Here is a 23,955-nt window from a genome sequence, read left to right as displayed (position 1 = left end):
CAAAAATGGAAATGTAACGTATATTATAAAGATAACTAATTTAATGGATGTAAAATAAACACATGAGCAACACTGATAATAATTTTATCGTACAGTTTTTTAAAACAGAATCATCGGGCGGGATACTTCTATTCCTAGCGGCAATTTTAGCAATAGTATGTGCAAATACAGCATTAGTAACCTATTACGAAATGTTGTTATCAACACCCGTTGAGATAAGAGTTGGCGCATTGCAAATTGCCAAGCCTTTATTGCTTTGGATTAATGATGGCTTGATGGCTGTATTCTTTTTCTTAGTTGGTTTAGAGCTTAAGCGTGAACTGATAGAAGGGGAGTTGTCGGATAAGAGGAATATCATTTTGCCAGGCGTTGGGGCCATTGGCGGCATGTTGGTACCTGCTTTAGTTTATGTTTATTTTAATATAGATAATGAGGTGGCGTTGAGTGGTTGGGCAATTCCTGCTGCAACTGACATTGCATTTGCACTTGGTGTACTAACGCTTTTAGGCTCAAGAGTCCCTGTGGCACTAAAGGTATTTTTAACCTCGTTAGCAATATTCGATGATATAGGCGCTATCTTAATTATCGCGTTTTTCTACACATCAAAGATTTCCATTGGTGCATTAATTGTTGTGGCCCTTTGTATCCCAGTTCTTACGTACCTTAATAAAAAGAATGTTGTGTCATACAGTCCATATATTTTTATCGGTATTATTATGTGGATAGCAACGCTGAAGTCGGGTGTACACGCAACCTTAGCGGGTGTTTTACTAGCGATGTTCATTCCAATGCGAAGCAAAAAAAATCCCGAATTTTCGCCCGTTAAAGAGTTAGAACATGATCTGCACTCGGTTGTCGCCTTTTTTGTACTCCCAGTGTTCGCCTTTGCTAATGCGGGCTTAAATTTAACTGGTGTAGGTTTTGAACAAGTACTTCATCCGGTTCCTGTAGGTATCGCGTTAGGTTTATTTGTAGGTAAGCAGGTTGGTATATTTGGGTTATGTTGGTTGGCAATTAAAATCGGACTGGCGAAGCTTCCTAAAGGCATGAACTTTGCGGCTCTATACGGAACCGCTGCGCTATGTGGTATCGGTTTTACTATGAGCTTGTTTATTGGTTTCGTTAGCGTTTGAAGAAACTGGCGTTGATCTGCTGTTTGATGAACGATTAGGTATTATTGTTGGTTCAGTGTTAAGTGGTATTGTAGGCTACTTAGTGTTGAATAAAGCGCTCAAAGAGCCAGATACTGAAGTGAAAGAGTAGACGGAAAGTAACTAAACACTCGATAGTGGCAGCTAATCTTAACGCCTATTGTTTTAAATGTGACGAATAAAAAAGCTCTGCGTAATGCAGAGCTTTTTTTATACACGTGACCTATCCTAAATAACGTTGACGGGCCATTTAGATAAGTATTAGGGATGCCGCACCTAAGAAAACAAAAAATCCAACAATGTCAGTGACGGTAGTAAGTATCACCGAGCCTGCTAATGCTGGGTCTATTTTCATTCGGTCTAAGGTAACTGGAATTAGAATTCCGAACAGCGCAGCTACCAACATATTTACAATTAACGCACCCGCAATAATTATGGAAAGGGCGATATTTTCAAACCAGAATCCAGTAATGATCGCAACGAGCAGCGACCATGCAACTCCATTTATCGCCGCAACCGCTATTTCCTTTCGCTTTAAAGACGAGACGTTATTGATACCCAGTTGACCCGTTGCCAATCCTCTTATTGTCAGCGTAAGTGTTTGGCTACCTGTAATGCCGCCCATGCTGGCGACAATTGGCATTAGTACCGCAAGGGCCACAACTTCTGCTACAACCTTATCAAAAATACCAATTACAATAGATGCCATGAATGCCGTTAATAAGTTGATACCAAGCCAAACGGCTCTGCGTCGAGCACTAAGCGCAACAGGCGCAAACAAATCTTCATCGCTTACTTGTCCTAAGTGCGCAATTTGCGCTTCGTAGTGTTCCTGAAATATCTCTAGGGCGTCATTGATATCAAAACGGCCTAGTAATTCACCGGTTTCCGTTACAACGGGTAACATCGACTTTTTAGTACTTTTTAATAAGTTTGAGGCGTCGAGCAAGGGTAAGTCAGCGTTGACAATATGTACTGAGGTTTTAGCAATATTGGCCACTAAGTCTTGAGGCTCAGCGCTAAACAATTCGTTTATGGTGATTTCGCCAATAAAAATGTTTTGCTCATCAGTAACTAAAAACGTATCTGTATACTCTGGTAAATCGACGCTTTTTAGTTCAGATAATATGGACTCTACTGACGCCGATTTGTTTACCGTAAATACGTTGTGATTAGCATATCGTCCCACTTGATCGTCGGTGTAATTTAATGACTCACGAATGTGATTTTGTGTTTCTTTAGATAATTTTTTAATGAACTTTTTAGCGACGCTTGTAGGTAAGACATCAAGAACTTCAATTACCTGGCTAGCGTCACTATTAGCTAGTGCTTTATGAACGCTTTTGTTTGGAAGTGACGAAACAAGCTGCAATCTGGCGTCTTCTCGCATACCAGCAAGAACAGCCGTGGTATCAATATTTTTTAAAAACGGCCAAATTAGAATACGTTGTTCGCTAACTAAACTTTCTAATAACCATGCCCAGTCATCTTCACTAAAGTCATTTGTCTCAGGCGGCAATGCAAAGCTTGTTTCATCTTCAATTAAAGCTTTAAGTGCAGTTTGCACTTGGTTCATTACGTCAATACGAGAGTCTACATTTAGCATTATGTATTCCTCACGGAGTTGCTTTGATTGTTGGTAGGAATTAACGCATTATCATCACTTACAGAGAGACTATTAACCTCCGCGTTTTCCTGTGCTTTAAAATAGAGTGTATAGAAATCGCTAATCAGTGATTGCTCAATCTTTTTTGCTTTGCTAGTTGGACAAAAAATAGAAAATACAAAAGATACTTTGCCAATGTCCGTTGTTTGCACCTTTATGGTTGGTGCAGGTCCTGCAATTTGAACGCCCAATCTATTCTCTATGAGTTTATTATATCTCTGAGCAACATCGGTAAACTCAAAACAATAACCTTCCGCTTTTGCATATAACTTAGGTACTAAGTCATATGGATTTGTTTTTATGCAGTCCATCACCACCGAAAATGAGTGGTTAATATAGCGCTTCATATAATTCATGTTTTTTATTGGTAACGTCATGAGCTGGTTGTTTGGTAAAAATATGGTTTTGCCTGTGTAAGCATAGGTATCAGCGCTAATTTCTAATATTGTGACTTTTGCCCAGTCAGTTTCCGCCACTTCACCAAATTGGTTATTGGTTTGGATCCAATCGCCCACTCGGAATGGGTTGGTACTGCTGATATATAAAAAACCAATGAAACATTGAATAAGTTCACGCGTTGCTAAAACAATAGCGACAACAAAGGCTGCAATAGACAGTGCAAAGTTTTGTAATTCATTGCTCCATAACATGAGCAAGGCAATAATAAACACCATGTTGATGGCATTTTTGGCGGTATTGATATGCAAACGACGGTTTGTTGATTTAGTACCGGCGTTGCGATTAATAAGTTTGATCAATCCTATTTTTGCTAAATATGCGGCTAAAAATAGAAGGAAACTAAAAAATAATTGGCTGTTAAATAGACTCACTAAAAGAACCTAAAAGAGTAAAAGGGATTTAGAATAAGCGTAGCATGAGAGCTGATTCTGAGTTAAATAAAAATTACTATATTTGACAATTATTTAACTAAAAATAAAAGGGCTAATAAAATTAGCCCTTGAAGGTATGCAGAGTTGTTGAAGTTATTGTAGACAGTATGTTTTATTTTCTAGCAACAATCAGTTCTATTTTCTAGCAACAAAGTGAACCGTGCTGGTGGCGCGTTGTAAAAATGCACCTTCACAGTAACTTAAGTAATAGTTCCATAAACGACGAAAACGCTCATCAAAACCATACTCAGTAAGTTCTTGCCAGTTCTTGTTAAAACGAACTCGCCACTCATTGAGCGTTTGAGCGTAATCTAAACCAATGTCATGAAGCTCATGAAGCACCATGTCGGTATCTTGTCTTAAGTGTTTGCTCATAAACTCGATACTTGGCAAACAACCGCCCGGGAAAATATAACGCTGGATAAAGTCGACGTTACTGCGGTAATGATCAAAGCGTTGATCCGCAATGGTGATAGCTTGAATCAACATTTTGCCGCCTGGTTTTAATAATGCATTACACTTGCTAAAGAACTCGGTGTAGTACTCAAAGCCAACAGCTTCAATCATTTCAATTGAAACAAGCTTGTCGTATTCGCCAGTTAGTTCTCGGTAATCACGTTTTAAGAGTGTGATTTTATCTTCTAGGCCAAGCGTTTCTATTCTTGCCTGAGCATAGTCGTGCTGCGCGTCAGAAATGGTAGTAGTTGTCACGTGACAACCATAGTTTTGAGCGGCAAAAATAGCTAAGCCACCCCAGCCAGTACCAATTTCAACGAGTCTGTCATCGCTCGTAAGCTCTAGTCGCTGACAAATCAAATTAAGTTTGTTTAATTGAGCCGCGTCTAAATCCGTGGCTTCTTTGCTATAAATGGCCGATGAGTACATCATTTCTGGATCTAAGAAACGGGTATACAAATCATTACCAAGGTCGTAATGCGCCAGTATGTTTTCTTTGGAGCCTGATTGAGAGTTTTTATTACGACGGTGGAAAAGTTTATTCTTTAATTTTGTCGCCCATGACATTTTGCTTTCCAGCTCGTCAAGTTGTTGCTGACAGACAACAAAAGCTTCAATTAAACGAGTTAAGTTAGGGCTAGACCACTGATTATTAATAAAGGCTTCAGCCGCAGCAATACTGCCGCCGGTAGCTAGTGATTTATAGACACCTTGGTCGTGAATATTTAACTGTGCTTGGATTTCAGCATCACGCTGTCCAAAAAAATGATTTCCATCGCCCGGTAACTGTGGGTCATGAATGGTCAGTCCAACACCTTCAATGCGTTCTAAAACTGCGAAAATAAGCTTCTGATATAAACCAGAAGACCAGCTCGAACTCGATTGGCTGATTGGGGTGACTAACTTTTCCATTGTTGATTCCTCTCAACGTCTACTTTTATTTAGATTCAGGGTGACCAATAAAAGGCACTCTTTTTATAAATAACTTTAAAGCCTGCCAATAAATCCCAGCAAATATTTTTGCTGTCATCACCGGAGTTGTCATGATGAGTTTGACAAGATTCCTATGTGTTATTGGTACTTTTTTTAATGCGACCGTCGCATCAAATACTTTATCAATTTGGCCAGTTGATGGAGAATTATGCAAAGGCCAATTTTCTATATGTACTAATAAATTGTTCTTAGGCGGTGTAATTTTCCATCGGTATTCCATTTCCATCTGCATGAATGGCGACACATGAAATACTTTCTTATTTATCAAAGGTTCATTACGTTTGGTTCTATCAAGATCGATCAAATAGTAATGTTTTTGATTCCAAGGTGTATTACTAACTTCTGCCAACATATATTGACAGGCCTCATGGCCATCGGCATTTTTAGCGTAACAAAAGTAAAAGTTAGCTGGGCTAAAATACAAACCAAAACAACGAGCTTGGCTTACCATGACGACTCTTGTTTGCTCAATATGCAACGGAGAATCCGTGAGTGTGTTTACTTGTTCAATCACGGTTTGTTTAAATGATAATGCAGAGTTTTTAAAATGGTCGTTACGTTTTATACGAAGCGGGTTAAACCACTTATGACCGAGCACCCAACTTTGGCTTAACACAGAGTCGGTTTCATCCAAATCTATAGCCAACATGTATAAACTGTAGGTAAATTTGTGATCTACGGGACTGAAACGCCGATGACGAACGGAACCTTGGTATATTCCGCTAATCATAGCGCGACAAACTGAGTAAAATTAAAGTTCACAGCCAAACCTTTTTGCAACATCAACTCCACTTCTAACACCGTCTTCGTGAAAGCCGTTGTACCAATATGCGCCAGCAAAGTGGGTGTTGTGTTTGCCACAAATGGTATCTCGTTGTAACTGAGCTTTTTGGCTTTCTGTGCTGAATACTGGGTGAGTATAATTAAACTTCCTGATTATTTTTTCAGGGTTTATAGCGTCGGTTTTATTGAGTGTCACACAAAAAGTGGGCTCAACATCTAAGCCTTGCAGAATATTCATGTTGTAAGTAACGGACGCAAGCGCATCTTCGTCACCTGACAGTAAATAATTCCAGCTAGCCCAAGCAAGCTCTCTCTTTGGCAACATTGCTTTGTCAGTATGCAGTACCACTTCGTTATTTACATAAGGCATGGCGGAGAGTATTGCTTTCTCATTCTCAGTGGGATCACTTAATAGCTTTAACGCTTGGTCAGAGTGACAGGCAAAAATAACGTCATCAAATTGTTCGGTACGATTATTTTCAAAAGTAAGCTCAACACCATCGCTGTTGCGCGTAACAGCTTGAATGTTTGCGTTTAAGTGAATTTTGTCTTCAAAGTCATTAATGAGTGGTTTTATATAACTTTTTGAGCCGCCAGGGATAACGTACCACTGTGGTCTATCTTGGATGTTTAACAGCCCGTGGTTGTAAAAAAAGCGGATGAAAAAGCTAAGCTCAAACTGCTTTACTTGATTCAGGCTCGAAGACCAGATGGCCGCCGCCATTGGCAAAATGTAATTTTGGCAGAAGTAGTCATTAAACCCATTGTCATCTAGGAACTCACCTAAAGATAGTTTCACAGGGATTGAGTTGCTGTCGTAAAGGGCTTTACACAATTTGTTGAATTTTAATATCTGGGAAATAAGTGACCAAAATCTTGGGTTCGCAATATTTCGTCGCTGGGCAAATAGGGTGTTTAGATTATTGCCGTTGTACTCTAATCCGGTGGCAGGATTTGTGACGCTGAAGCTCATCTCAGTTGGCTGCTTTTGAATGCCTATCTGACTAAGAAGCTTCAAAAAGTTAGGGTAAGTTTTATCATTAAATACGATAAAACCCGTATCAATACTGTAGGGTTTTTCATCTAACTCGAAGTCAATAGTGGCGGTGTGCCCACCAATGTAGTCGTTGATTTCGAATACTTGTACATTGTGATGTTTGTTTAGTAAATATGCGCTTGTTAAGCCAGATATTCCCGAACCAATGATGGCTACTTTTTTCATTTGATACTACTTCCTGTTTTTATTGGTCGCTGTTTAACATGATTTTTCTCCACCATGTTGCGGGTAACCAGCTTGCAAATTTTAGACTCCAAATTAAACGCTTTGGAAAGGCTATATGTCGATGGCGACGTTGAATGCCTGAATCAATACGTTTGGCCGCTTCATCACTGGTAAGTAAGAACGGCATTTCAAAATCATTTTTGTCGGTTAATGGGGTTTTTATAAAACCGGGTAAAACAAGCGAAACGTCGATGTTGTGTGGTTTTAAATCTATGTATAACGAATCTGCTAAATAACCAATGCCAGCTTTTGAAGCACCGTAAGCTTGAGCTCGAGTAAATGGCATCATTGCTGCCGAAGAGCCTACAAATACCAGTTGAGGATTAACAGATGAGTTTGCTGTGGTTGCTTCTTTGAGTTTAGGTAGAATTTCTCGAACCAAAACACCAACGGACGTTAGGTTTATATCAATGACACGTTTAAACAAGTTGGCGTCAAAGTCCAAGGCAATATCAATGTACTCACAGTCGCCGGCATTCAAAATAGCGATATCCAATGCTTCTACTTCATTGAGCGCCGAAACAAGTTCATTTTCTTCTAGCTGATCAAATTGCACAAGCTTAAGTGTGCCAGACAATTGCTGTGCTTGTTCTGAGATAGCCGCTAGCTTTTCTGCACTGCGCCCACACGCATAAACAACATCGCCTTTTTCTAAGTAATTAATAACCAAACTGTGGCCAATGCCCGATGTTGCGCCTGTGACTAACACTCTTTGGCTCATATTAGGCACTCGCTTTTGCTTTAACAAAACGAACGAGTCCACCAACAACTGGAACGTGCTCATATATCATCGCACCAGCGTCAAAATAGTCTCTTTGGAAGGTCACTTTACCTTCTTCTTGGCTTAGACGGCTATGGCCTTCTAGGGTGATTGGTTTTCCGCTTTTTAGTTTTTTATGACTGACGGTCATGGTCCAGTAAATAGCGGCGTCACTGCCATTGCAGATGAATCCAGTGAGGTCAAAATGACAAGATGTTAAGTTTACATAGAGATGTTCAAAGTACTCTGTTAACGCATCTAACCCTTCTACTTTACTTAAAGGGTCAATAAACAATGCGTTTTTAGAGTAAATATTATTGAGTAGATGTAAATTTCCAGCGTTTAGCTCATTGTAAGTAGATACATAATCTTGAAGCCATTGAAGAGGTTCACTTATCGATGGCGCTTCTCGCTGATTCATATGCTCTGCTGCATTCATAACGTCACTCTTTACTTTTGTAAAAATCCAAAGCGTTTTCTCTAGCGGTTTTATGATCCACAATCGCTGGCCAATAAGCCTTTATTTTTTCTGACTTAATCACCTTGTGTGGAAAATGTATGTCTTTGTTAGAGAAATTCTTAAGTTCTGGTAGATACTTACGCAAGAATGTCCCGTCAGGATCAAATTTTTGACTTTGACTAATTGGATTAAATATTCTGAAGTAAGGTTGTGCATCGCATCCAGTGCCTGCCGCCCATTGCCAACCACCATTGTTATTGGCAAGGTCAACATCAATTAAGTGCTGTGCAAAAAATTGTTCGCCCAAGCGCCAGTCAATAAGTAGATGTTTAGTTAAGAAACTTGCAACAACCATACGTAAACGATTGTGCATCCAACCTGTTTCAAGCAATTGTCTCATTGCTGCATCAACAATTGGATAGCCGGTTTTCCCTTCTTTCCAAGCTTTAAACAAAAAGCCATTATTTGGCCAGTCGAGACCATCGTACTTTTTGTTAAAATTATTGTGTTTGCAGAGTTCTGGGTAATGGAATAGTAGGTTGCGGTAAAAGTCTCTCCAGATGAGTTGGTTAAGCCAGCCAAATTCCGGAAGGCTAGTATTGTCGAGTATATTTGGCACGGTAAACATAAGCTGAGATACCAGCCTTTTTGGACTGAGTGCGCCTATTGCTAAATAAGGAGACAGTTTAGATGTGCCTTCAATAGAAGGTATGTCACGATCTTCAGGGTACCTTACAATTATTCGTTCATAAAAGTCAGGAATAAGCTCTGAGCGCACGTTGGTGATAAGCGGCCAGTTTGATGAGTCTTTTTTTGTGGCGGTAAACGTTATTGAGCCTTCGTTGACGGCAACACCGTCAGGCATAGAAATGTTGGCGTTAAAATAACGAGTCAGCGACTCTTTCGAGTCCGCTAAGTAAAAACCTTGAGTAATAGCGACGGATAACCACTCACGTTTAAACGGTGTGAATACTCGATACATTTCATGTTGTTTATTAAGTACTTGCCCTTTGGGTAATACGACATCGGACTCGTAACTTGAGTATTCAATATCATTTTCGTTAAGTCTATTTTTAAAAGCCGAGTCTCGGTTAACTTCGTTAATTTCAAGCTCTTGATTTAAAAACACATGCGTTACATTATGCTCTTTGCAAATACGAGTACACACGTCAATTTGCGCATCAAAATCTTTTGCTGATTCAAATATTAGCGGTACGTTTAATTCAGCTAACTTGTCCTTAACCAAATTAAGGTGACGCTCTAGAAAGTCTATTTGGATTGGCGCGCGGTCATGTTTTTCCCACTGCTCAGGAGTTTCGACAAATAACGCCACCAAAGGCTCATTTTTATCAACCGCTAAATTAGCCGCTGCTTCTAGTGCCGGATTGTCGTCAAGTCGAACATCCGTTCTAATCCAATATAAGATCATTAGTAGCCGTACCTTAGTTTTAAGTCGGCCGGGTAAGGGTCCAAATAGCGTTGATTCGCAATGTATTCATCGGGATACATCATTAAGTAGTGCTTTAATAACGTTAGTGGCGCCATTAATGGAATTAAACCTTCGCGATAGTCGTCAATTTGCGTAGTTAATTCCGCTTTTTGCTCTTTGGTTAAATGTTTGCTGAAGTAACCTTGAATATGATTAAGCGTATTGGCATGTGACTTTCTAGACGCGATTGTTTTTAAAGCAGTCATAAACAAGACAATATATTCTTTTGCCAACTCGTCTACAGGCGCTTCACTGGTGCCTAACATTCTTCCTAATTCTCGGTAAGAATTTTGGCTGTGACTCATTAATAAGTATTTGTATTGCGTATGAAATTGAATGAGTTTGTGCTTTGTGAATCCGTCTTGCATCATTAATTGCCAAGTATTAAAAGCAAACACTCTAAGTACAAAATTCTCACGAATAGCAGGATCGTTTAGTCGCCCATTTTCTTCGCAAGGCAGTGCAGGGTTGATATCCATAATTTGCTTGGCGAACATACCTACGCCAGTTTGATCACTGCCTGTTGCTTTATTTTCATCGTTGTAATGATAAATTTTAACGCGCTCCATCCCACAACTAGGGCTTTTAGCAGTAAAAATAAAACCACTTAGGTCTTCAATTTTGGTCGCGACTGACTGTCCATATTCCGCTAACTCTTTTGTCACATCGCCTGTTTTATCTGGACGACTTACGGTTATGACATCGTTATATTTTATTTGTCGAATAGTTGGGCGGGGAACCGGCAAACCGATAGCAACTTCTGGGCAATAAGTTTTAAAACTAACGTGGCGAGATAACTCGTTCATACAAAAATTTGATTTTTTGTGACTTTTATCAAATCGAACTTCTTGACCTGCTAAACATGCGCTTAAACCAATGGTAATGGCCATACTTATCCTTTGATATTGGGGGAGTTTATGATCTATATACTAGGTTACGATACGTTATTTGCAATTGATCACAATCAATTTTTAACTGCCTAATTTGTAGGCTAAATCTACAAGAAAAAAAAGCCACTACATAGGAGTAGTGGCAAACTACCAGGATAACTGGAATGGTTGGAGGAGGTGTCTATTTCAATTTAGTACAACAGGCTTCCTATCGGATTAAACAGCTTATGAAAACCTTCAGTAAACTGGAGTGCGTCATCGGCTACTGTGTAACAAAGGCACCCCTCTTTCGTTTTAGGCTGATGATTATGCTCACCATTAAGCTCTATAAAGTCGCCAGGGTGATAGGTGCCCATGTCATCTTCAAAACTACCATCTAACAATAATGTAATTTCAAAGCCTTTGTGAGTATGCGTAGGGACTTCACCGTCAGCGTCTATGTGCAACAAATGACTGTGAATAGCACCTTCGTCTAAATTCAGGCTTGAACGTGATAATTTACCAATATTCAACCAATTGGACATGCGAACATTATTTAACGGCGCTGGTAGCTCAAAGTTTTTACCTTTGACAGTTATGGATGTACTTCTCACCATTGACTGCTCGGAAATTTCATCGTCCGCGGTAATGGCTGCAATCATGTTGCCAAAATCCATATCCATTGGCGCTTCAGCTTCGCTTGCTAAGTCAAATTGCTCGTTTTCGTAGGCCATTGGCTCTGTTAATTCAGCGTCAAAGACTTGGTCAGCAAGTTGGGCAGTAAGCGCGTCCACATTGGCTTGGCATTGGTCGCACATTTTACAGTGAATAGCCACACCTATGGCAATGGATGCAGGTAATTCGCCAGTTGCATATCCGGCTAGTAGTTTGCTGCTCGGGTGGTGTTTAATCATTATTGGCTCCCAACTGCTGTTTCAACTTAGTTACGGCTAATCGAATGCGGGACTTCACTGTACCAACAGGTATATTCAATTGCTTAGCTAGTTCTTCGTGTGTTAATTGTTTGTAATAAACGGCGGTCAACGCTTCTTGCTGATTAGGTGGAAGCTTTTTCACAAGCTCTCCTAACTGCTTTGTCATCAAGTGATCTTGAAACGGTGACTCTTCAGATATCTGCTCTTCTATTGGCCAAATGTCATCACTGAGGGATTCTGCTTGCTGAGTTTTATTTTTGCGCATCGCATCAAAAATAACGTTACGCATGACCGTATATACCCAAGTTGTTGCTGCGCCTTTTTCTGGTACAAATAGATGAGCTTTGCGCCAAACGCGAGTCATTGTTTCTTGGGTTATGTCGAATCCTGCCGCGTCATTATTTAGTTTCTGAGCGGCAATTCTCTTAATTTTTGGACCAAACCAAGCAAATAACTTTGCGAATGCTTGTTTGTCTCTATCGGCAGCCACGGCCATCAAATATTGGCTTAATTCTGGTGGTGCAGATTCTTTTGCGGTCGTTGTCATAGGTCTCGTCTTGGTCGCTGGAGCGATCGTTTTATTACGAGTTGACTCAACTGTTGATTGTTTCATGACATACCTCATCCGTTGTCCTGAAAAATATTACGAGCAGGGTCATCGTAGCGATCACTTTTATTCAAAAACAATTTCAGACAAAAACTGAGCTGCACGATCAAGAGAAACCTGATTGAGCAAACAAATTTTGTTCTGCTTGTTTTAGAGGTAATAGTTCCAACCATCTTTGACATACCCAACCTGAACAGTCAAATTTTGTTTCTGGATAAATTTTTGAAAGTTCTGGGTTAACTTTAAATACAGTCTGTAATTGCTGTGTGAGTTTGTTGATAGGTAATTGAACTTGCTTAACATCTATTGACTCTTGCCAGTGATGATAAAGCTCTACATCTGCTCGTTTGAGGTTGTCCGACTCCACTTCAAAACTGTAAATCCTAGCCATGGCTTCACATTGAACATCAATCTCCAGTAATCCATCAGCGCCAGTAGCGAAATCAATGATTTTAACCCAGCTTCCCCAATTAAGGTGGCAATCGATAGCTTTGCTTTCAATGGCAGGTAAGTTTTTGATAGGCGCAATAACAAAGCCCACGTCACCTGCAGACTCTTGCACTAATCTTATATATCGTTGTTCAAATACTCTCAGCCGTGTTACTCCACCTGGAAGTAAAAAAACCGGAAGAGGGAATAGCGCTAGTTTCATAACTCTCTCATAATAAATTACACCTTCTTTATTACGAGCTGATGTTCAAAGGCGATCAAATGATTTAAAAAAGTTACCGCATTCATGCGTAAAAAAGACTAAAGTAGAGGAGGGCATTCTCTATGCTATTGAACTTTAAGGATCTGCATGCAATCGGTTTTACTTATTTTGACTCACCCTAACTTACAGCAGTCAAAAATTAATTATCATTTAATACAAAAAGCTAACCAACTCGACTTCGTTCACATTCATGATTTGTGTGAAATATATGCAGATGGTGTCATCGACATTGAGTCGGAACAAAAGTTATTGGCCGAGTTTGATATTGTCGTTTTTCAGCACCCTTTTTATTGGTACAGCGCGCCGGCATTGTTAAAAGAGTGGTTTGATTTAGTACTCCAATACGGTTATGCATATGGACCTGGTGGAGATAGTTTAAAGGGTAAAAAGTGGTTGTCAGTGATCACCACAGGTGGCGGTCAAACCGCGTATTGTAAAACCGGTCACAATCGTTTCACTATGGAGCAATTACTCACGCCTATCGAACAAACAGCGCATTTATGCCAAATGGAATATTTAGCGCCTTTTGTTGTACATGGCACAGGTAAACTTTTTGACGACAAAGTTAGACTCGATCAGGTGTCGAGTGAATACTTAAAAACACTGCGTTTATTAGGCGAGGGCGCTTAAATGGAAAATAATTTATTGGCAGATGCTGTTACGTATTTAGCGGCTGCAGTTGTGTCTGTTCCTATCGCTAAGCGCTTAGGGCTGGGATCTGTGTTGGGCTATCTTGTGGCTGGTGTGATTATAGGGCCATTTGTACTGAGCTTTTTAAGTCACCCTAAAGACGTGATGCATTTTGCAGAGTTTGGCGTTGTGCTCATGTTGTTTTTAATAGGATTAGAATTAAAGCCAAGTTTGTTATGGAAGTTAAGAGTACCTATTTTAGGTAGCGGCGGACTGCAAGTTTTTATAACAACATTACTGGTTACCGCAATTGGTTTGTTTTTTGGACTGCCATGGCAACAAGCGCTGGCGATAGGCATGATTTTATCGCTAAGTTCAACGGCCATTGCTCTGCAGAGTTTACAAGAAAAAGGGCAAATGAAGTCTACCGCTGGGCAAGGTGCTTTTGCTGTTCTGCTGTTTCAAGATATTGCCGTAATTCCAATGTTGGCAATATTGCCTCTCTTAGCTTCATCGTCTGATGTGGCAAGTATAGCTGCTCACAGTGGCGAGCTGCACGGTTGGAAAAAAGGGCTGGTGGCTGGCGGTATCATTGCTGGTATCGTTATTGGCGGTCGTTTTTTAATGAACCCAATATTCAGTTTCATTGCAAAAAGCCAACTTCGAGAAGTGTTTACGGCCACAGCGTTGTTACTGGTTATTTCTGTTGCACTGGCGATGCAATCCATCGGTTTATCGCCTGCCTTAGGCACATTTTTAGCCGGTGTTGTTTTGGCTGAAAGTGATTATCGACATGAGCTTGAAAGCAATATTGAGCCATTTAAAGGGTTATTACTTGGCTTATTCTTTATCTCTGTTGGCGCGAGTATAGATTTTAATATATTTGCAGCGGATCCTGCGTTAATCATATTTCTAACACTTGGTCTGATCATCTTAAAATACTTAGTTTTACAATTGTTGGGACGTTTCACACCAATGGCTCGACCTGACCGTTATACCTTTGCCTTTGTTTTGTCACAGGCTGGTGAATTTGCCTTTGTTCTGTTTGCGTTTGCATTGGGTGTAAATCTTTTGCCGCAAGACTTAGTGTCGCAACTTACTCTAGTTGTAGCCTTGTCCATGCTACTAACACCGCTCATGCTTATAGTGAATGACAAATATGTTCAGCCGTTATTCAGGGAAACCAAAGCGGAACCCGTTTCCGATGATATTTCGGAAGAGAATAAGGTGATCATCATTGGTTTTGGTCGATTTGGTCAGGCAGTAGGAAGGCTATTAGCAGCAAATAAAATATCAACAACAATTTTAGACCATGATGCTAGTCAGATAGATATGGTTAGACGTTATGGCTACAAAGTTTACTTTGGCGAAGGTGAGCGTCATGATCTATTGCATGCTGCTGGTGCTGAAGACGCAGATGTCATTGTTGTTGCAGTTGACGAGCCAGAACGTAGCTTAAGGATCATAAAAGCTATTCAGCACCATTTCCCTCATGTAAAAATATTAGCTAGGGCGATAAACCGTCCTCACGCGACTGATCTTTTAAAAGCCGGCGTAACTGCAGTGGAGCGTGAAACTCTAGCTGGTGGATTAGAGCTCGGCGCAAAAGTGATGCAACAGCTAGGTTGGAGACATAACGCTGCGTGGCGAGCTAGCCGTTTGTTCAAAAAACACGATGATGAAATGGTCGAGCAGCTAGCGACGATGTCGGGTGATGAAAAAATGTTTATCAATCACTCTATGGAAACACGCAGCTTTATTGAAAAAACGTTGGAAGAAGACCAACACTGGGAACATGAAGTGGATGAGCATGCCTGGGAACGTCCAGGCAAGTTGAAAAAGAATGTTCATTTAGATTGATTTGATTTTAACGAGTTGGCTTCTAGGTTTATCAGAGTTTAGATGATTCAGAGGCCAACTCTTAATTACCCTAACTATCGTTTTTAGTGCCAGGTGATTTAATAGCACCTGAATTAATGCCTGGCGAAACGCAGGCAATAACACCAAACTCATAACCTACTTCTGCCGTTTTCGACTTTTTAACCGTAAGAATTTCGTAATCATTCAGCTCTATAACTCTAGTGTTTTCTGGGTGAGCACAACGAGAAAAACTATCAGCTTCGTAGTCATAAATGAACGTGGCTAAAATTTGTTTTTGTATTAATTGAACTTCGTGACTTTTTCGTAAAAGGACATCCCTTGAAAAAGCATCTTCTTCATTTTTAGTAATATCTTCTGTTGGATTATTGCGTTCAGTAAGGTTGTGTACGTTAAACGAAACAAACCCATCAGCTTTGCTCTCCGCTCCCTCAAATCCTTTTTTGACCTCTGATACTTCATTTGTTTTTGAAGTCGAAGGATTTTCTGTTTCTTCGGCCGTAATAAAGCCGACATATACAGAGCCAAGCAATGGACTGTTTTGGTTTAAAAAGCCAGACTGGACACTACCATACATGAACACAAACAATAAAAATGTAGCCAATAAGTATCGAATTAGTGCTGTTAGTATAGGGAATCGGTAGTCTGGCTTATGCCAAATCTTGTGCACACCAAAAGGTTTGAGTAGTACAAGCAATATCAAATAGATTGGCAGTAGTATTTGCACAACCAAAAGCATTAAAAAACTGGATAAGATAAACCAAGTGGGGATGTTAATAATGAGCGCCATATTGTGGCTGTAAGTTAAGCTTTCTGCACTTACATGAGTCACTTCATTGACCAAACCTGATGCTGAGGCAAGTGCGGTGTTTGCCATGATTGCATAAAAGGTAAGAATGAAAGCTTTACCCTGCAAGCTATCCCACACTTTAAGAAAGTGCGGCCAAAACTCATTTGTCAGTCCTATTAAAATAATAATTACAGGCAGGGTTAGATGAATAAGCTCTGCATCGTCAGAAAAAGCTAATGCGAATAAGATAGCCGATGATATCAAATAGCATAATTGAGCTAATGTTAAGCTTGTCCAAAATGATTTTAATTTTGAGAAACGAGTAACTAGTTTTGTGTTTACTGTTGAGGCAACTTTGAGCAGGCGTGTTGCATAGTCACGAGACACACTAGGAACATGTTGTAAAGTTTGTTGCGTACTGGCAACCCACTTGCGTATTTGAAGTGAAACTTCCATTTAAATAAAACCAGTAAAAATTGATTTGCCTATCATAACCGTTGTAAACACTTAGGCAAGTGTCTGTTTTCTAAAAGGCATTGTAATTATTAAATTGTATTACTATTGATTTTGCTGAAAATGCCACCAGTTACATAAGTGTAAGTAAGAAAGTCTTTTGATTGTAAATAAAAGAGAGTAGACTTACAGAACACTATCGGTATTAACCGTTGGTTCCAGAATTTTTACATGGCTTTGAAAACTTTGCTGAGTAGCGCAAAACAATCAATACCGTGACCCGTCTTCGGGGCTGATTCAGGATTCGACAGGATTGATGATTCCGGCGGTGCACGTCGAGGGGCGGTTTGCCTCGTTAAAAGCCGCAAAAAAATAGTCGCAAACGACGAAAACTACGCACTAGCAGCTTAATACCCTGCTGAGAGCTCTTATGCCCTAGCTTCTGTCCGTAAGACGGGGAACAACATGAGATCAAAAACCAAACGGAATAGTGGCGCGACTCCAGCCTGAGAGGCAACCCACGAATTTTAAATCAGGATAGTCGTTGAGTGGCGTGTCTTTCCGCAGCTCCTCGGTGAATTTAAAGATAGACTAAGCGTGTAGTACCTAAGGGTGACCTTTTCTGGACGCGGGTTCGACTCCCGCCAGCTCCACCAATAACGAAACCTCGACCTAAACAGTCGGGGTTTTTTTATGTCTGAAATGTGTTAAAAAATTATCGAAGCACATGTGCTTAAATAGCCAAAGTTATTGAGGTTATGGACTATGCTTTCTTTTTGTTAAGTGCCTGCTTGTTAGTTGTTAAATACTAATAGATACAATAGAGTGGCTGATAAATTTCTAATTTAACGTAATGATTAAAAAGGAAAATAGGTAAAATGGAACAGCAAATTAGCTTTTACATTAGGCGCTTAAAAGAGCGACTTTGGGTCAAACCTCTTTTTAGTTGTGCACTTTCAATCCTCGCTATATTTTTCGCTAGGCTCGGTGATACTTACTTTTCAGACGCCGCGGTTATGGATATCAGCGTTGATACATTAAAAACACTATTTTCAATTATTTCAGCCAGTATGCTTGGTATGGCTGTGTTTGCTGTGGGGTCTATGCTGTCTGCCTATTCTTCTGTTAGCACGTCGGCTACACCTCATGCGTTTGATATTGTTATAACCGACGATGTGTCTCAATACGCGTTATCCATATTTGTTGGTGCGTTCATTTTTAGTGTTATTGGCATTATTGCGTTAATGAATGGTTTATATGGCGATACTGGGCGTTTTGTTATTTTTATTCTTACGCTTTTAGTCTTTGCCATTGTTATTTTAGGTTTTGTTCGGTGGGTAGATAACATCGCTAGACTTGGCACATTAGGTAAAACAATTTCAAAAGTAGAAGCAGTTACAGAAAAAGCGTTATCACGTCACTATGAGTTAATTGCTGGGACGTTAGATTTTGATCAAGTAGAAAGCAAAACCAGCGAAGTTTATTCAAGTGATATTGGTTACTTACAACAGATCAATATCGATCGGCTGCAAGCAACTGCAACAGAGTTTAATTTTAAGATAAAAGTAAACCAAGCGGTTGGCGCTCTAATCTTGCCAAATACTCCTATCGCTTTTATAAAAACAGATGATGGAAAGGCTTTGGATGGCGATGTTGAGGCAAAGCAAAACGTCAAAACTATAATATTAAAAGATTTTATTATTGGTAAATGCCGTACCTTTGATGAAGATCCTCGATTTGGCTTTTTGGTGTTATCTGAAATAGCGAGTCGAGCGCTTTCACCCGCTGTTAACGATCCGGGTACTGCGATAGATATAATCAGTGTGCAATGCCGACTTATTACTCAATGGCTCGCTGGCGACAGATCCAATGATGATAAAGTGAATAACAATGACGTTCATGACTTTGAAGCAAATGGTTCTGAAATTAATAGCTCTGAAGTGAAAAGGCCTGAAATGAAAGACCAGAAAAGTTTTAATCGAGTGTCTTTGCCTCAATTAAGCTCAGAAGAAATTTTTCAGGATGCATTTAATGGTATAGCGCGTGATGGAGCCGCTAACATTGAGGTAATGTTACGTTTGCAAAAAATTTACCAAAGCTTAGCTGAAACCAATGAAGAATTAGCGGAATACTGTGATGTACATTCCAAAAAAGCGCTGGCTTATGCAAAAAAGGAATTGGTGTTAGAAGAAGACTACGAGCTATTAAAAGACAGCTATTTACCAAAGGAAAGTTAGCAATGGAATTAACTTTTACTATTTTAACAATCGTGGTTCTTCTGTTGAGTGTTTTACCTATTTTTAATTGGTCTCATTGGACCGTAAGAAGTATGGACTTTCCCAGGTTACAACTTACTCTTATTTTTAGCTGTGTTTTAATTAGTCATTTATTGCTGTTAGAACCGAATAAATCTGAATCAATAGTAAGATTAGTTGTTTTGTTTGGGTGTATCGTATGGCAATTATGGTGGGTTTTGCCTTTTAGCCCGTTTTGGAAAAAGGAAGTGCACTCATCCAATAATAGAGAGGCGGCTGATACGATAAAAGTGATTACAGCTAATGTTCTGACAACGAACAAAGAGTCACAAAAACTCATTGATTTAGTCAGAGAGTATCAACCGGATATATTAGTTACGTTAGAGTCCGACCAATGGTGGCAGGATCAATTAGATTGTTTAGAGGATGAACTGCCTTTCACCGTTAAGTGCCCACTAGATAACCTTTATGGAATGCATGTGTATTCAAAATTGGAGATCTTAGAGGGCAAACTTAACTATTTAGTGCAAGAGGGCGTGCCATCAGTAAAAGCTAACATAAAGTTAAAAAGTGGCCGAATAGTTAAAGCTTATTTTTTACACCCAGCTCCGCCAAGCCCCACTGAAAATGAAGAATCTACAGAGCGAGATGCAGAGCTAGTTATAGTGGCGCGAGAAATAGCCAATGACAACTCCCCAACAATCGTAACCGGTGATTTAAACGATGTAGCTTGGTCTAAAACAACGCGGCTATTTAGAAAAATTAGTGGTTTGTTAGACCCAAGAGTTGGAAGGGGGATGTTTAATACTTTTCATGCTAGTTATTGGTTTATGAGATGGCCGTTAGATCATATGTTTCACAGTGAACATTTCACCGTAAGCAACATAAAACGATTACCTAACATTGGTTCAGATCACTTTTCTCTATTTACTGAATTGCAGTTATCACCGGAGTCTAAATCTAATCAGGACGGCTTAGACTCAACAAAAGAAGATCGAGAATTCGCAAGTGAAGTTATCGATAAAGAAAAAGCCAAAAACGAATAACAGAGTGTTGATGGCTATAAAAAGGTCACTAACTCCCAGAAGTACTGGTAGTTTGCAATTCTGGTGGTTGCATACCTTTTAACAATCGGCCATAAATGTCAGCACCAGTAATGATTCGTTTAGTGTCAGACCAAATGAGCAAAACGTCACGTTCAATAACTCCATCAAAAGACTTATCTACTGATTCGCTCATTTTCATTTTAATGACGGCTTCACTGAGACTAGTTTTTTCATCGGTAATTATCACTGGTCGGTGACAATATAAATAAGGGTCAAACTGCTCATGTTCAAATAGGGCTGCTCGTAATAAACCATCAGCGTCGATTACAAGTAGAGGTTGATTATCCAAGTTGGTAAGAACAACCCAACGGTGTCCTGATTTATGCAAGCTTTTTAAAAACGGATCATCAGCACTCGGTTTTATGTCTGGTATAATTGGTAAATCCATTTTAGTTTTAAGAGCTAAAATGGAATCTGGGTCTATTAATTCACCTTCATCGGCGACCACAATTTTGTCGAGTTTGAAAAAATTTAACGCTCCAATCCCTTCAACATGGTTTATTTCTGTGTCTTCAGCTTCAACGTGCTTGCGAATGATACTGCTAAGCTCGCTCTCAGCGAGGTAGGTAATTCCCTCTTTACCCAACCAAACGTCAAGGATAATGGCCGTAGGCTTTGCAACGGGATAAAATAGTATTTGGTAAAAGCGGATAACTGGTGACAGCATACTTCCCATTTTTAGTGCGTTTCTAGAGAAGTATGCTTGCGGAATAATCTCACCAATAATAGTAATGGCAATAGTAGAAAATAAAAATGAACTGATACCAGCGAGTGCGGAGTCCGACAACAAGGTTAGTAATACATTGATCCCAACATTGCCCCACAAAATGGTTGTCAAAAGGAAGTTAGAGTCGCCTCTTAGCTTCAATATTTTTTGAGCGGATTTGTTACCTTTTGAAGACTCAACCTCTAATTGAAGTCGACTTAAGGAAAAAAACGCGAGGTTTAACCCTGAGAAAATGGCCGATTGAGAGATACAAAAGACAATACCAATCCATAAGAGAATATCCATTATTTTAAAGCCTTAATATAAAGTGATGATGACCAACTTAAAGCAGAAATAATGCTAAGTTAGTAAGTTGATTTTGACCGGATATTACAGGATAAAAGTAAAAACGCATTAAACTTAACTATTATTTGTATAGTGTTCAGTCAAAAAATCAGAAAACTTGTCGACAGTGAGAGGCTTAGTTAAATAAAAATCTACACCGGCCTCATAAGCACGATCAAAGTCCTCTTTCATGGCGTTTGCTGATAAACCGCAAATAAATAAGTTATTGTAGCCTTTTGCTCGTAGTTCTTTGACGGCTTGATAGCCATCCATAATAGGCATTTGCATGTCCATGAGTACAAAATCGTAGTGATTCTTATCTGCCAAGGTTAATGACTCTAAGCCATTCTCAGCAAGATCAAAGGTAAATCCATGATGTGTGAGCATATTGCCAGCAACCATTTGATTGACTTTGTTATCCTCAACTAGCAACACGTGGCCTTGATATAAGTCTTTTGAATCACTTTTGATTGGCGCTGTTTGCTCCTTGAACGTTTTTTTAGCAGTTAATGACAAGATGAATTGTTTAAATGATACAGGAGTAATAGGGTGGATCAGCTTTGGTGCACTAAACTCTTTTGCCATCGAATTGACCAAATCAACACAATCACAGTTGCCGATAAAACCAAAAGGCGCAAGCTCAGTAATGAGTGGCTTAAGCTGCTTTTTAATCTCCTCTAAATTGGTCGATGAGGTTATTTCGAAAATTACGGGCTTGGTGCCAACGTTACTAATATCCCCAACTGCTTTTGTTTGACTGTCGTATGAATGTGATAAATCTAAAGTTATACCAGCTTGTTGCCAATATTTAATTGGTAATAACAAAGACTCGGTATTCGAAATATAATCCAGTGCTAGGCCATTAAAAACGACTTCAGAGGTATTGCTTGTACTTTCTAATGGCAAGGTAACATTAAATGTACTGCCTTTATTTTGAACTGACTCGCAATGTACTTCTCCGTTCATAAGCTCTACAAGGTTTTTAACAATAGAAAGTCCTAATCCCGTTCCGCCAAACCTTCTACTAGTTGAGCCATCAGCTTGAGTAAATGACTCAAAAATATGTAAACAGGCCTCCGGTGGCATGCCTACACCAGTATCAATAACTCTGATTTGTAGTGGTTTTGACTCATCTTTTAAATACTCAACGTAAATATCGACACTGCCTTTTTCTGTAAATTTAATCGCGTTATTACAGATGTTTAATATGATTTGACCAATTCTTGTAGGATCTCCTTTTAGTCGAGAGGGCATGGACAAATCGATAAATGAACGGATGGCTAGACCCTTTTCTGCGGCCTTAGGTGATAATGATTGAATGAGTGAATCGATTACGTTTGAAGGGGAAAACTCAATCTCTTCAATGGATATTTTGCCAGCCTCTATTTTTGAAAAGTCTAAAATATCGTTGATAACGCTCATCATAATGTCGCTGGAATAGCTAATTCGTTCGATATAAGTTTCTTGTGTGTTATTCAACGGCGTTAGTTTTAGAAGGTCTACAAAGCCAATAATTCCGTTCATTGGTGTTCTAATCTCATGGCTCATGTTAGCCAAGAACATACTTTTTGCGTTTGTCGCCTGTTCTGCTTTTTGCTTTTCCAGTAGCAGGGCTTTGTTCATTTCTATTTGTTGTTTGTTTTGGACCTCTGACTGCTCTAAAAGCCGAATAGTTTGTCGATTTTTCTCACTGAATACTTTAGCCGCCTTTGCTAATTCGCCAATTTCGTCTTTTTTATCAAGCTCTGGAATCGACAAGACCGCTTCACCAAATGCAAGTTTTCTAAATACCGTGGTAATACTTTGTATTGGGTTAACTACATTTCTTATAAAAAACGCTGCACTAGCTAATGATATTAGTATGGTTAAAATCAAAAAGAAGTTAATAAAGTTTGAGAATGCCGCGGTTTCTTGCTCTACGCTATTTTTATTACTTGCTACTTCTTCGCTGACTAAGTTACTCAACTCTTTTGTGATATACAGAAACTCATTGGCAGCACCTGACATAACGACGTTAACCAGGTAAGTATAACCTCGAGTTATTTGAGTCAACTGATTGAAGCTCTTTTTTATAGCACTCAAGCTGTTAATGAACTGCGCTTTTTGTGTTGACGTTAGTTGGCTATTTTTAACGTCTGTTTCAAGTTGGCTGATGTGGCTTTTGAAGAGCTTAATCAGATTAAAGTTTGGTGAGTTTATATATTTTATAGCTGATAATTTTATTTGTAATAAGTCAGTTTGAAGCTCTAGGCTATAACTCTTTTTATCATAAGTTAAAAGTAACGCACTTAGCGCATCAAGCTCATTATTGATCCCGTTCTCAAAAAGGGCAGAGCGCTTTGCATAAGATTTTTCCACCTCTTGGAAATTTGTTTTGTATTCATTTAGGTGCTCTTTGAGCGCGATAATGAAATTATCGACGTTTGCTTGGTTTTGGTCAGAAAAACCGATATCGGCAAATTGATTGATATTCTGGTCGATAGAAGTGACTAATGAGTAGGTTCTGTCTAATACAGACTTGCTGCCCGTTTCTTTGTATATCAATACGTTTCGTTGTAAATCAATAAGCTCCTTTTCTAGCCTTGCTACAATCTGTACTTTTTTAATGGTGCTTTGCGCCAACTGTTGTTGATTTTCAAATACCGTAAAAGTCGATTTTGAAATAACAATTTCAATAACGAGTAGTGAAACTAAAGAGAATAAAACGAGTAATAACTGTGCTTTTAAAGATTTAAACAT

At 39.3% G+C, this 23,955-nt stretch carries 19 protein-coding genes, 1 other RNA gene and 1 pseudogene; 6 read left to right on the top strand and 15 right to left on the bottom strand.

Annotation, left to right across the window (positions count from 1 at the left end):
- Window positions 1-62 precede the first annotated feature (62 nt).
- Window positions 63-1,263: pseudogene (gene nhaA, locus GNP35_RS08215) on the top strand (Na+/H+ antiporter NhaA).
- A gap of 138 nt (window positions 1,264-1,401) precedes the next feature.
- On the opposite strand, the gene GNP35_RS08210 reads toward nhaA, so the two are convergent.
- From GNP35_RS08210 to GNP35_RS08155, 12 genes are all read right to left on the bottom strand, one after another.
- On the bottom strand, window positions 1,402-2,757 hold the full coding sequence (locus GNP35_RS08210; RefSeq protein WP_230961343.1) for a magnesium transporter: 1,356 nt from the start codon (window positions 2,755-2,757) through the stop codon (window positions 1,402-1,404).
- Entirely contained in the window at window positions 2,757-3,647 is an 891-nt protein-coding gene (locus GNP35_RS08205) for a mechanosensitive ion channel family protein (protein WP_330997747.1), read from the bottom strand. Before GNP35_RS08205 ends, GNP35_RS08210 begins: the two co-directional genes overlap by 1 nt.
- 195 nt (window positions 3,648-3,842) lie before the next feature.
- Window positions 3,843-5,075 carry an SAM-dependent methyltransferase gene (locus GNP35_RS08200; protein WP_155695645.1) on the bottom strand — a complete coding sequence of 411 codons (1,233 nt, stop codon included), beginning with the start codon at window positions 5,073-5,075 and terminating at the stop codon, window positions 3,843-3,845.
- Between the two features lie 25 nt (window positions 5,076-5,100).
- A complete protein-coding gene (locus tag GNP35_RS08195) occupies window positions 5,101-5,886 on the bottom strand; it encodes a DUF1365 domain-containing protein (protein WP_155695644.1) in 786 nt (261 codons plus the stop codon).
- 21 nt (window positions 5,887-5,907) lie between these two features.
- Complete coding sequence (locus GNP35_RS08190) at window positions 5,908-7,161, bottom strand: NAD(P)/FAD-dependent oxidoreductase (protein WP_155695643.1); 1,254 nt, start codon at window positions 7,159-7,161, stop codon at window positions 5,908-5,910.
- 19 nt (window positions 7,162-7,180) lie between these two features.
- Entirely contained in the window at window positions 7,181-8,005 is an 825-nt protein-coding gene (locus GNP35_RS08185; RefSeq protein ID WP_230961342.1) for an SDR family NAD(P)-dependent oxidoreductase, read from the bottom strand.
- Window positions 7,944-8,420 carry a nuclear transport factor 2 family protein gene (locus GNP35_RS08180; RefSeq protein ID WP_230961341.1) on the bottom strand — a complete coding sequence of 159 codons (477 nt, stop codon included), beginning with the start codon at window positions 8,418-8,420 and terminating at the stop codon, window positions 7,944-7,946. The genes GNP35_RS08185 and GNP35_RS08180 overlap by 62 nt, the downstream gene beginning before the upstream one ends.
- A gap of 4 nt (window positions 8,421-8,424) precedes the next feature.
- Window positions 8,425-9,870, bottom strand: coding sequence for a deoxyribodipyrimidine photo-lyase (gene phrB / locus GNP35_RS08175; RefSeq protein WP_155695642.1), 1,446 nt, complete (start codon window positions 9,868-9,870; stop codon window positions 8,425-8,427).
- Entirely contained in the window at window positions 9,870-10,820 is a 951-nt protein-coding gene (locus tag GNP35_RS08170) for a YbgA family protein (protein WP_155695641.1), read from the bottom strand. Before GNP35_RS08170 ends, phrB begins: the two co-directional genes overlap by 1 nt.
- A 191-nt stretch (window positions 10,821-11,011) precedes the next feature.
- A complete protein-coding gene (locus tag GNP35_RS08165; protein ID WP_155695640.1) occupies window positions 11,012-11,713 on the bottom strand; it encodes a ChrR family anti-sigma-E factor in 702 nt (233 codons plus the stop codon).
- A complete protein-coding gene (locus GNP35_RS08160) occupies window positions 11,706-12,347 on the bottom strand; it encodes a sigma-70 family RNA polymerase sigma factor (protein ID WP_230961340.1) in 642 nt (213 codons plus the stop codon). Before GNP35_RS08160 ends, GNP35_RS08165 begins: the two co-directional genes overlap by 8 nt.
- Before the next feature lie 100 nt (window positions 12,348-12,447).
- Window positions 12,448-12,993, bottom strand: coding sequence for an LON peptidase substrate-binding domain-containing protein (locus tag GNP35_RS08155; RefSeq protein WP_155695638.1), 546 nt, complete (start codon window positions 12,991-12,993; stop codon window positions 12,448-12,450).
- Window positions 12,994-13,140: 147 nt separating this feature from the next.
- On the opposite strand from GNP35_RS08155, the gene GNP35_RS08150 reads away from it, so the two are divergent.
- Window positions 13,141-13,683: an NAD(P)H-dependent oxidoreductase gene (locus tag GNP35_RS08150; RefSeq protein ID WP_155695637.1), complete on the top strand. Its 543-nt coding sequence runs from the start codon at window positions 13,141-13,143 to the stop codon at window positions 13,681-13,683.
- Entirely contained in the window at window positions 13,684-15,543 is a 1,860-nt protein-coding gene (locus GNP35_RS08145; RefSeq protein WP_155695636.1) for a monovalent cation:proton antiporter-2 (CPA2) family protein, read from the top strand.
- Between the two features lie 70 nt (window positions 15,544-15,613).
- On the opposite strand, the gene GNP35_RS08140 is transcribed toward GNP35_RS08145, so the two are convergent.
- Window positions 15,614-16,807 (bottom strand): hypothetical protein, encoded by a 1,194-nt coding sequence (locus GNP35_RS08140; protein WP_155695635.1) that lies wholly within the window; start codon window positions 16,805-16,807, stop codon window positions 15,614-15,616.
- Between the two features lie 285 nt (window positions 16,808-17,092).
- On the opposite strand from GNP35_RS08140, the gene ssrA reads away from it, so the two are divergent.
- The 3 genes from ssrA (at window position 17,093) to GNP35_RS08125 (ending at window position 20,105) form a co-directional block, all read left to right on the top strand.
- Window positions 17,093-17,460: a transfer-messenger RNA gene (gene ssrA / locus GNP35_RS08135) on the top strand.
- Window positions 17,461-17,682: 222 nt separating this feature from the next.
- The gene (locus tag GNP35_RS08130) at window positions 17,683-19,041 is read left to right on the top strand and encodes a DUF2254 domain-containing protein (protein ID WP_155695634.1); all 1,359 of its coding nucleotides are present in this window, start codon (window positions 17,683-17,685) and stop codon (window positions 19,039-19,041) included.
- A gap of 2 nt (window positions 19,042-19,043) precedes the next feature.
- Entirely contained in the window at window positions 19,044-20,105 is a 1,062-nt protein-coding gene (locus tag GNP35_RS08125; RefSeq protein ID WP_155695633.1) for an endonuclease/exonuclease/phosphatase family protein, read from the top strand.
- A gap of 28 nt (window positions 20,106-20,133) precedes the next feature.
- Here GNP35_RS08125 and GNP35_RS08120 read toward each other — a convergent pair whose 3' ends face one another.
- Entirely contained in the window at window positions 20,134-21,177 is a 1,044-nt protein-coding gene (locus tag GNP35_RS08120) for a CNNM domain-containing protein (RefSeq protein ID WP_155695632.1), read from the bottom strand.
- A 114-nt stretch (window positions 21,178-21,291) separates the two neighbouring features.
- The gene (locus GNP35_RS08115; protein WP_155695631.1) at window positions 21,292-23,955 is read right to left on the bottom strand and encodes an ATP-binding protein; all 2,664 of its coding nucleotides are present in this window, start codon (window positions 23,953-23,955) and stop codon (window positions 21,292-21,294) included.

It is taken from the genome of Psychrosphaera haliotis, assembly GCF_009728465.1.
Lineage (GTDB): Bacteria > Pseudomonadota > Gammaproteobacteria > Enterobacterales > Alteromonadaceae > Psychrosphaera > Psychrosphaera haliotis.
Note: the sequence above shows the minus strand (reverse complement) of the source record. Positions and strands in the feature narration are given on the sequence as shown.

Excerpts from the sequence above, each read along its gene's own strand:
- GNP35_RS08165 (WP_155695640.1), bottom strand. The coding sequence starts at position 11,713 with ATGATTAAACACCACCCGAGCAGCAAACTACTAGCCGGATATGCAACT.
- GNP35_RS08155 (WP_155695638.1), bottom strand. The coding sequence starts at position 12,993 with ATGAAACTAGCGCTATTCCCTCTTCCGGTTTTTTTACTTCCAGGTGGA.
- GNP35_RS08125 (WP_155695633.1), top strand. The coding sequence starts at position 19,044 with ATGGAATTAACTTTTACTATTTTAACAATCGTGGTTCTTCTGTTGAGT.
- GNP35_RS08170 (WP_155695641.1), bottom strand. The coding sequence starts at position 10,820 with ATGGCCATTACCATTGGTTTAAGCGCATGTTTAGCAGGTCAAGAAGTT.
- GNP35_RS08185 (WP_230961342.1), bottom strand. The coding sequence starts at position 8,005 with ATGAGCACGTTCCAGTTGTTGGTGGACTCGTTCGTTTTGTTAAAGCAA.
- GNP35_RS08180 (WP_230961341.1), bottom strand. The coding sequence starts at position 8,420 with ATGAATGCAGCAGAGCATATGAATCAGCGAGAAGCGCCATCGATAAGT.
- GNP35_RS08115 (WP_155695631.1), bottom strand. The coding sequence starts at position 23,955 with ATGTTTAAATCTTTAAAAGCACAGTTATTACTCGTTTTATTCTCTTTA.
- phrB (WP_155695642.1), bottom strand. The coding sequence starts at position 9,870 with ATGATCTTATATTGGATTAGAACGGATGTTCGACTTGACGACAATCCG.
- GNP35_RS08190 (WP_155695643.1), bottom strand. The coding sequence starts at position 7,161 with ATGAAAAAAGTAGCCATCATTGGTTCGGGAATATCTGGCTTAACAAGC.
- GNP35_RS08130 (WP_155695634.1), top strand. The coding sequence starts at position 17,683 with ATGGAACAGCAAATTAGCTTTTACATTAGGCGCTTAAAAGAGCGACTT.
- GNP35_RS08200 (WP_155695645.1), bottom strand. The coding sequence starts at position 5,075 with ATGGAAAAGTTAGTCACCCCAATCAGCCAATCGAGTTCGAGCTGGTCT.
- GNP35_RS08120 (WP_155695632.1), bottom strand. The coding sequence starts at position 21,177 with ATGGATATTCTCTTATGGATTGGTATTGTCTTTTGTATCTCTCAATCG.
- GNP35_RS08195 (WP_155695644.1), bottom strand. The coding sequence starts at position 5,886 with ATGATTAGCGGAATATACCAAGGTTCCGTTCGTCATCGGCGTTTCAGT.
- GNP35_RS08140 (WP_155695635.1), bottom strand. The coding sequence starts at position 16,807 with ATGGAAGTTTCACTTCAAATACGCAAGTGGGTTGCCAGTACGCAACAA.
- GNP35_RS08150 (WP_155695637.1), top strand. The coding sequence starts at position 13,141 with ATGCAATCGGTTTTACTTATTTTGACTCACCCTAACTTACAGCAGTCA.
- GNP35_RS08160 (WP_230961340.1), bottom strand. The coding sequence starts at position 12,347 with ATGAAACAATCAACAGTTGAGTCAACTCGTAATAAAACGATCGCTCCA.
- GNP35_RS08145 (WP_155695636.1), top strand. The coding sequence starts at position 13,684 with ATGGAAAATAATTTATTGGCAGATGCTGTTACGTATTTAGCGGCTGCA.
- GNP35_RS08210 (WP_230961343.1), bottom strand. The coding sequence starts at position 2,757 with ATGCTAAATGTAGACTCTCGTATTGACGTAATGAACCAAGTGCAAACT.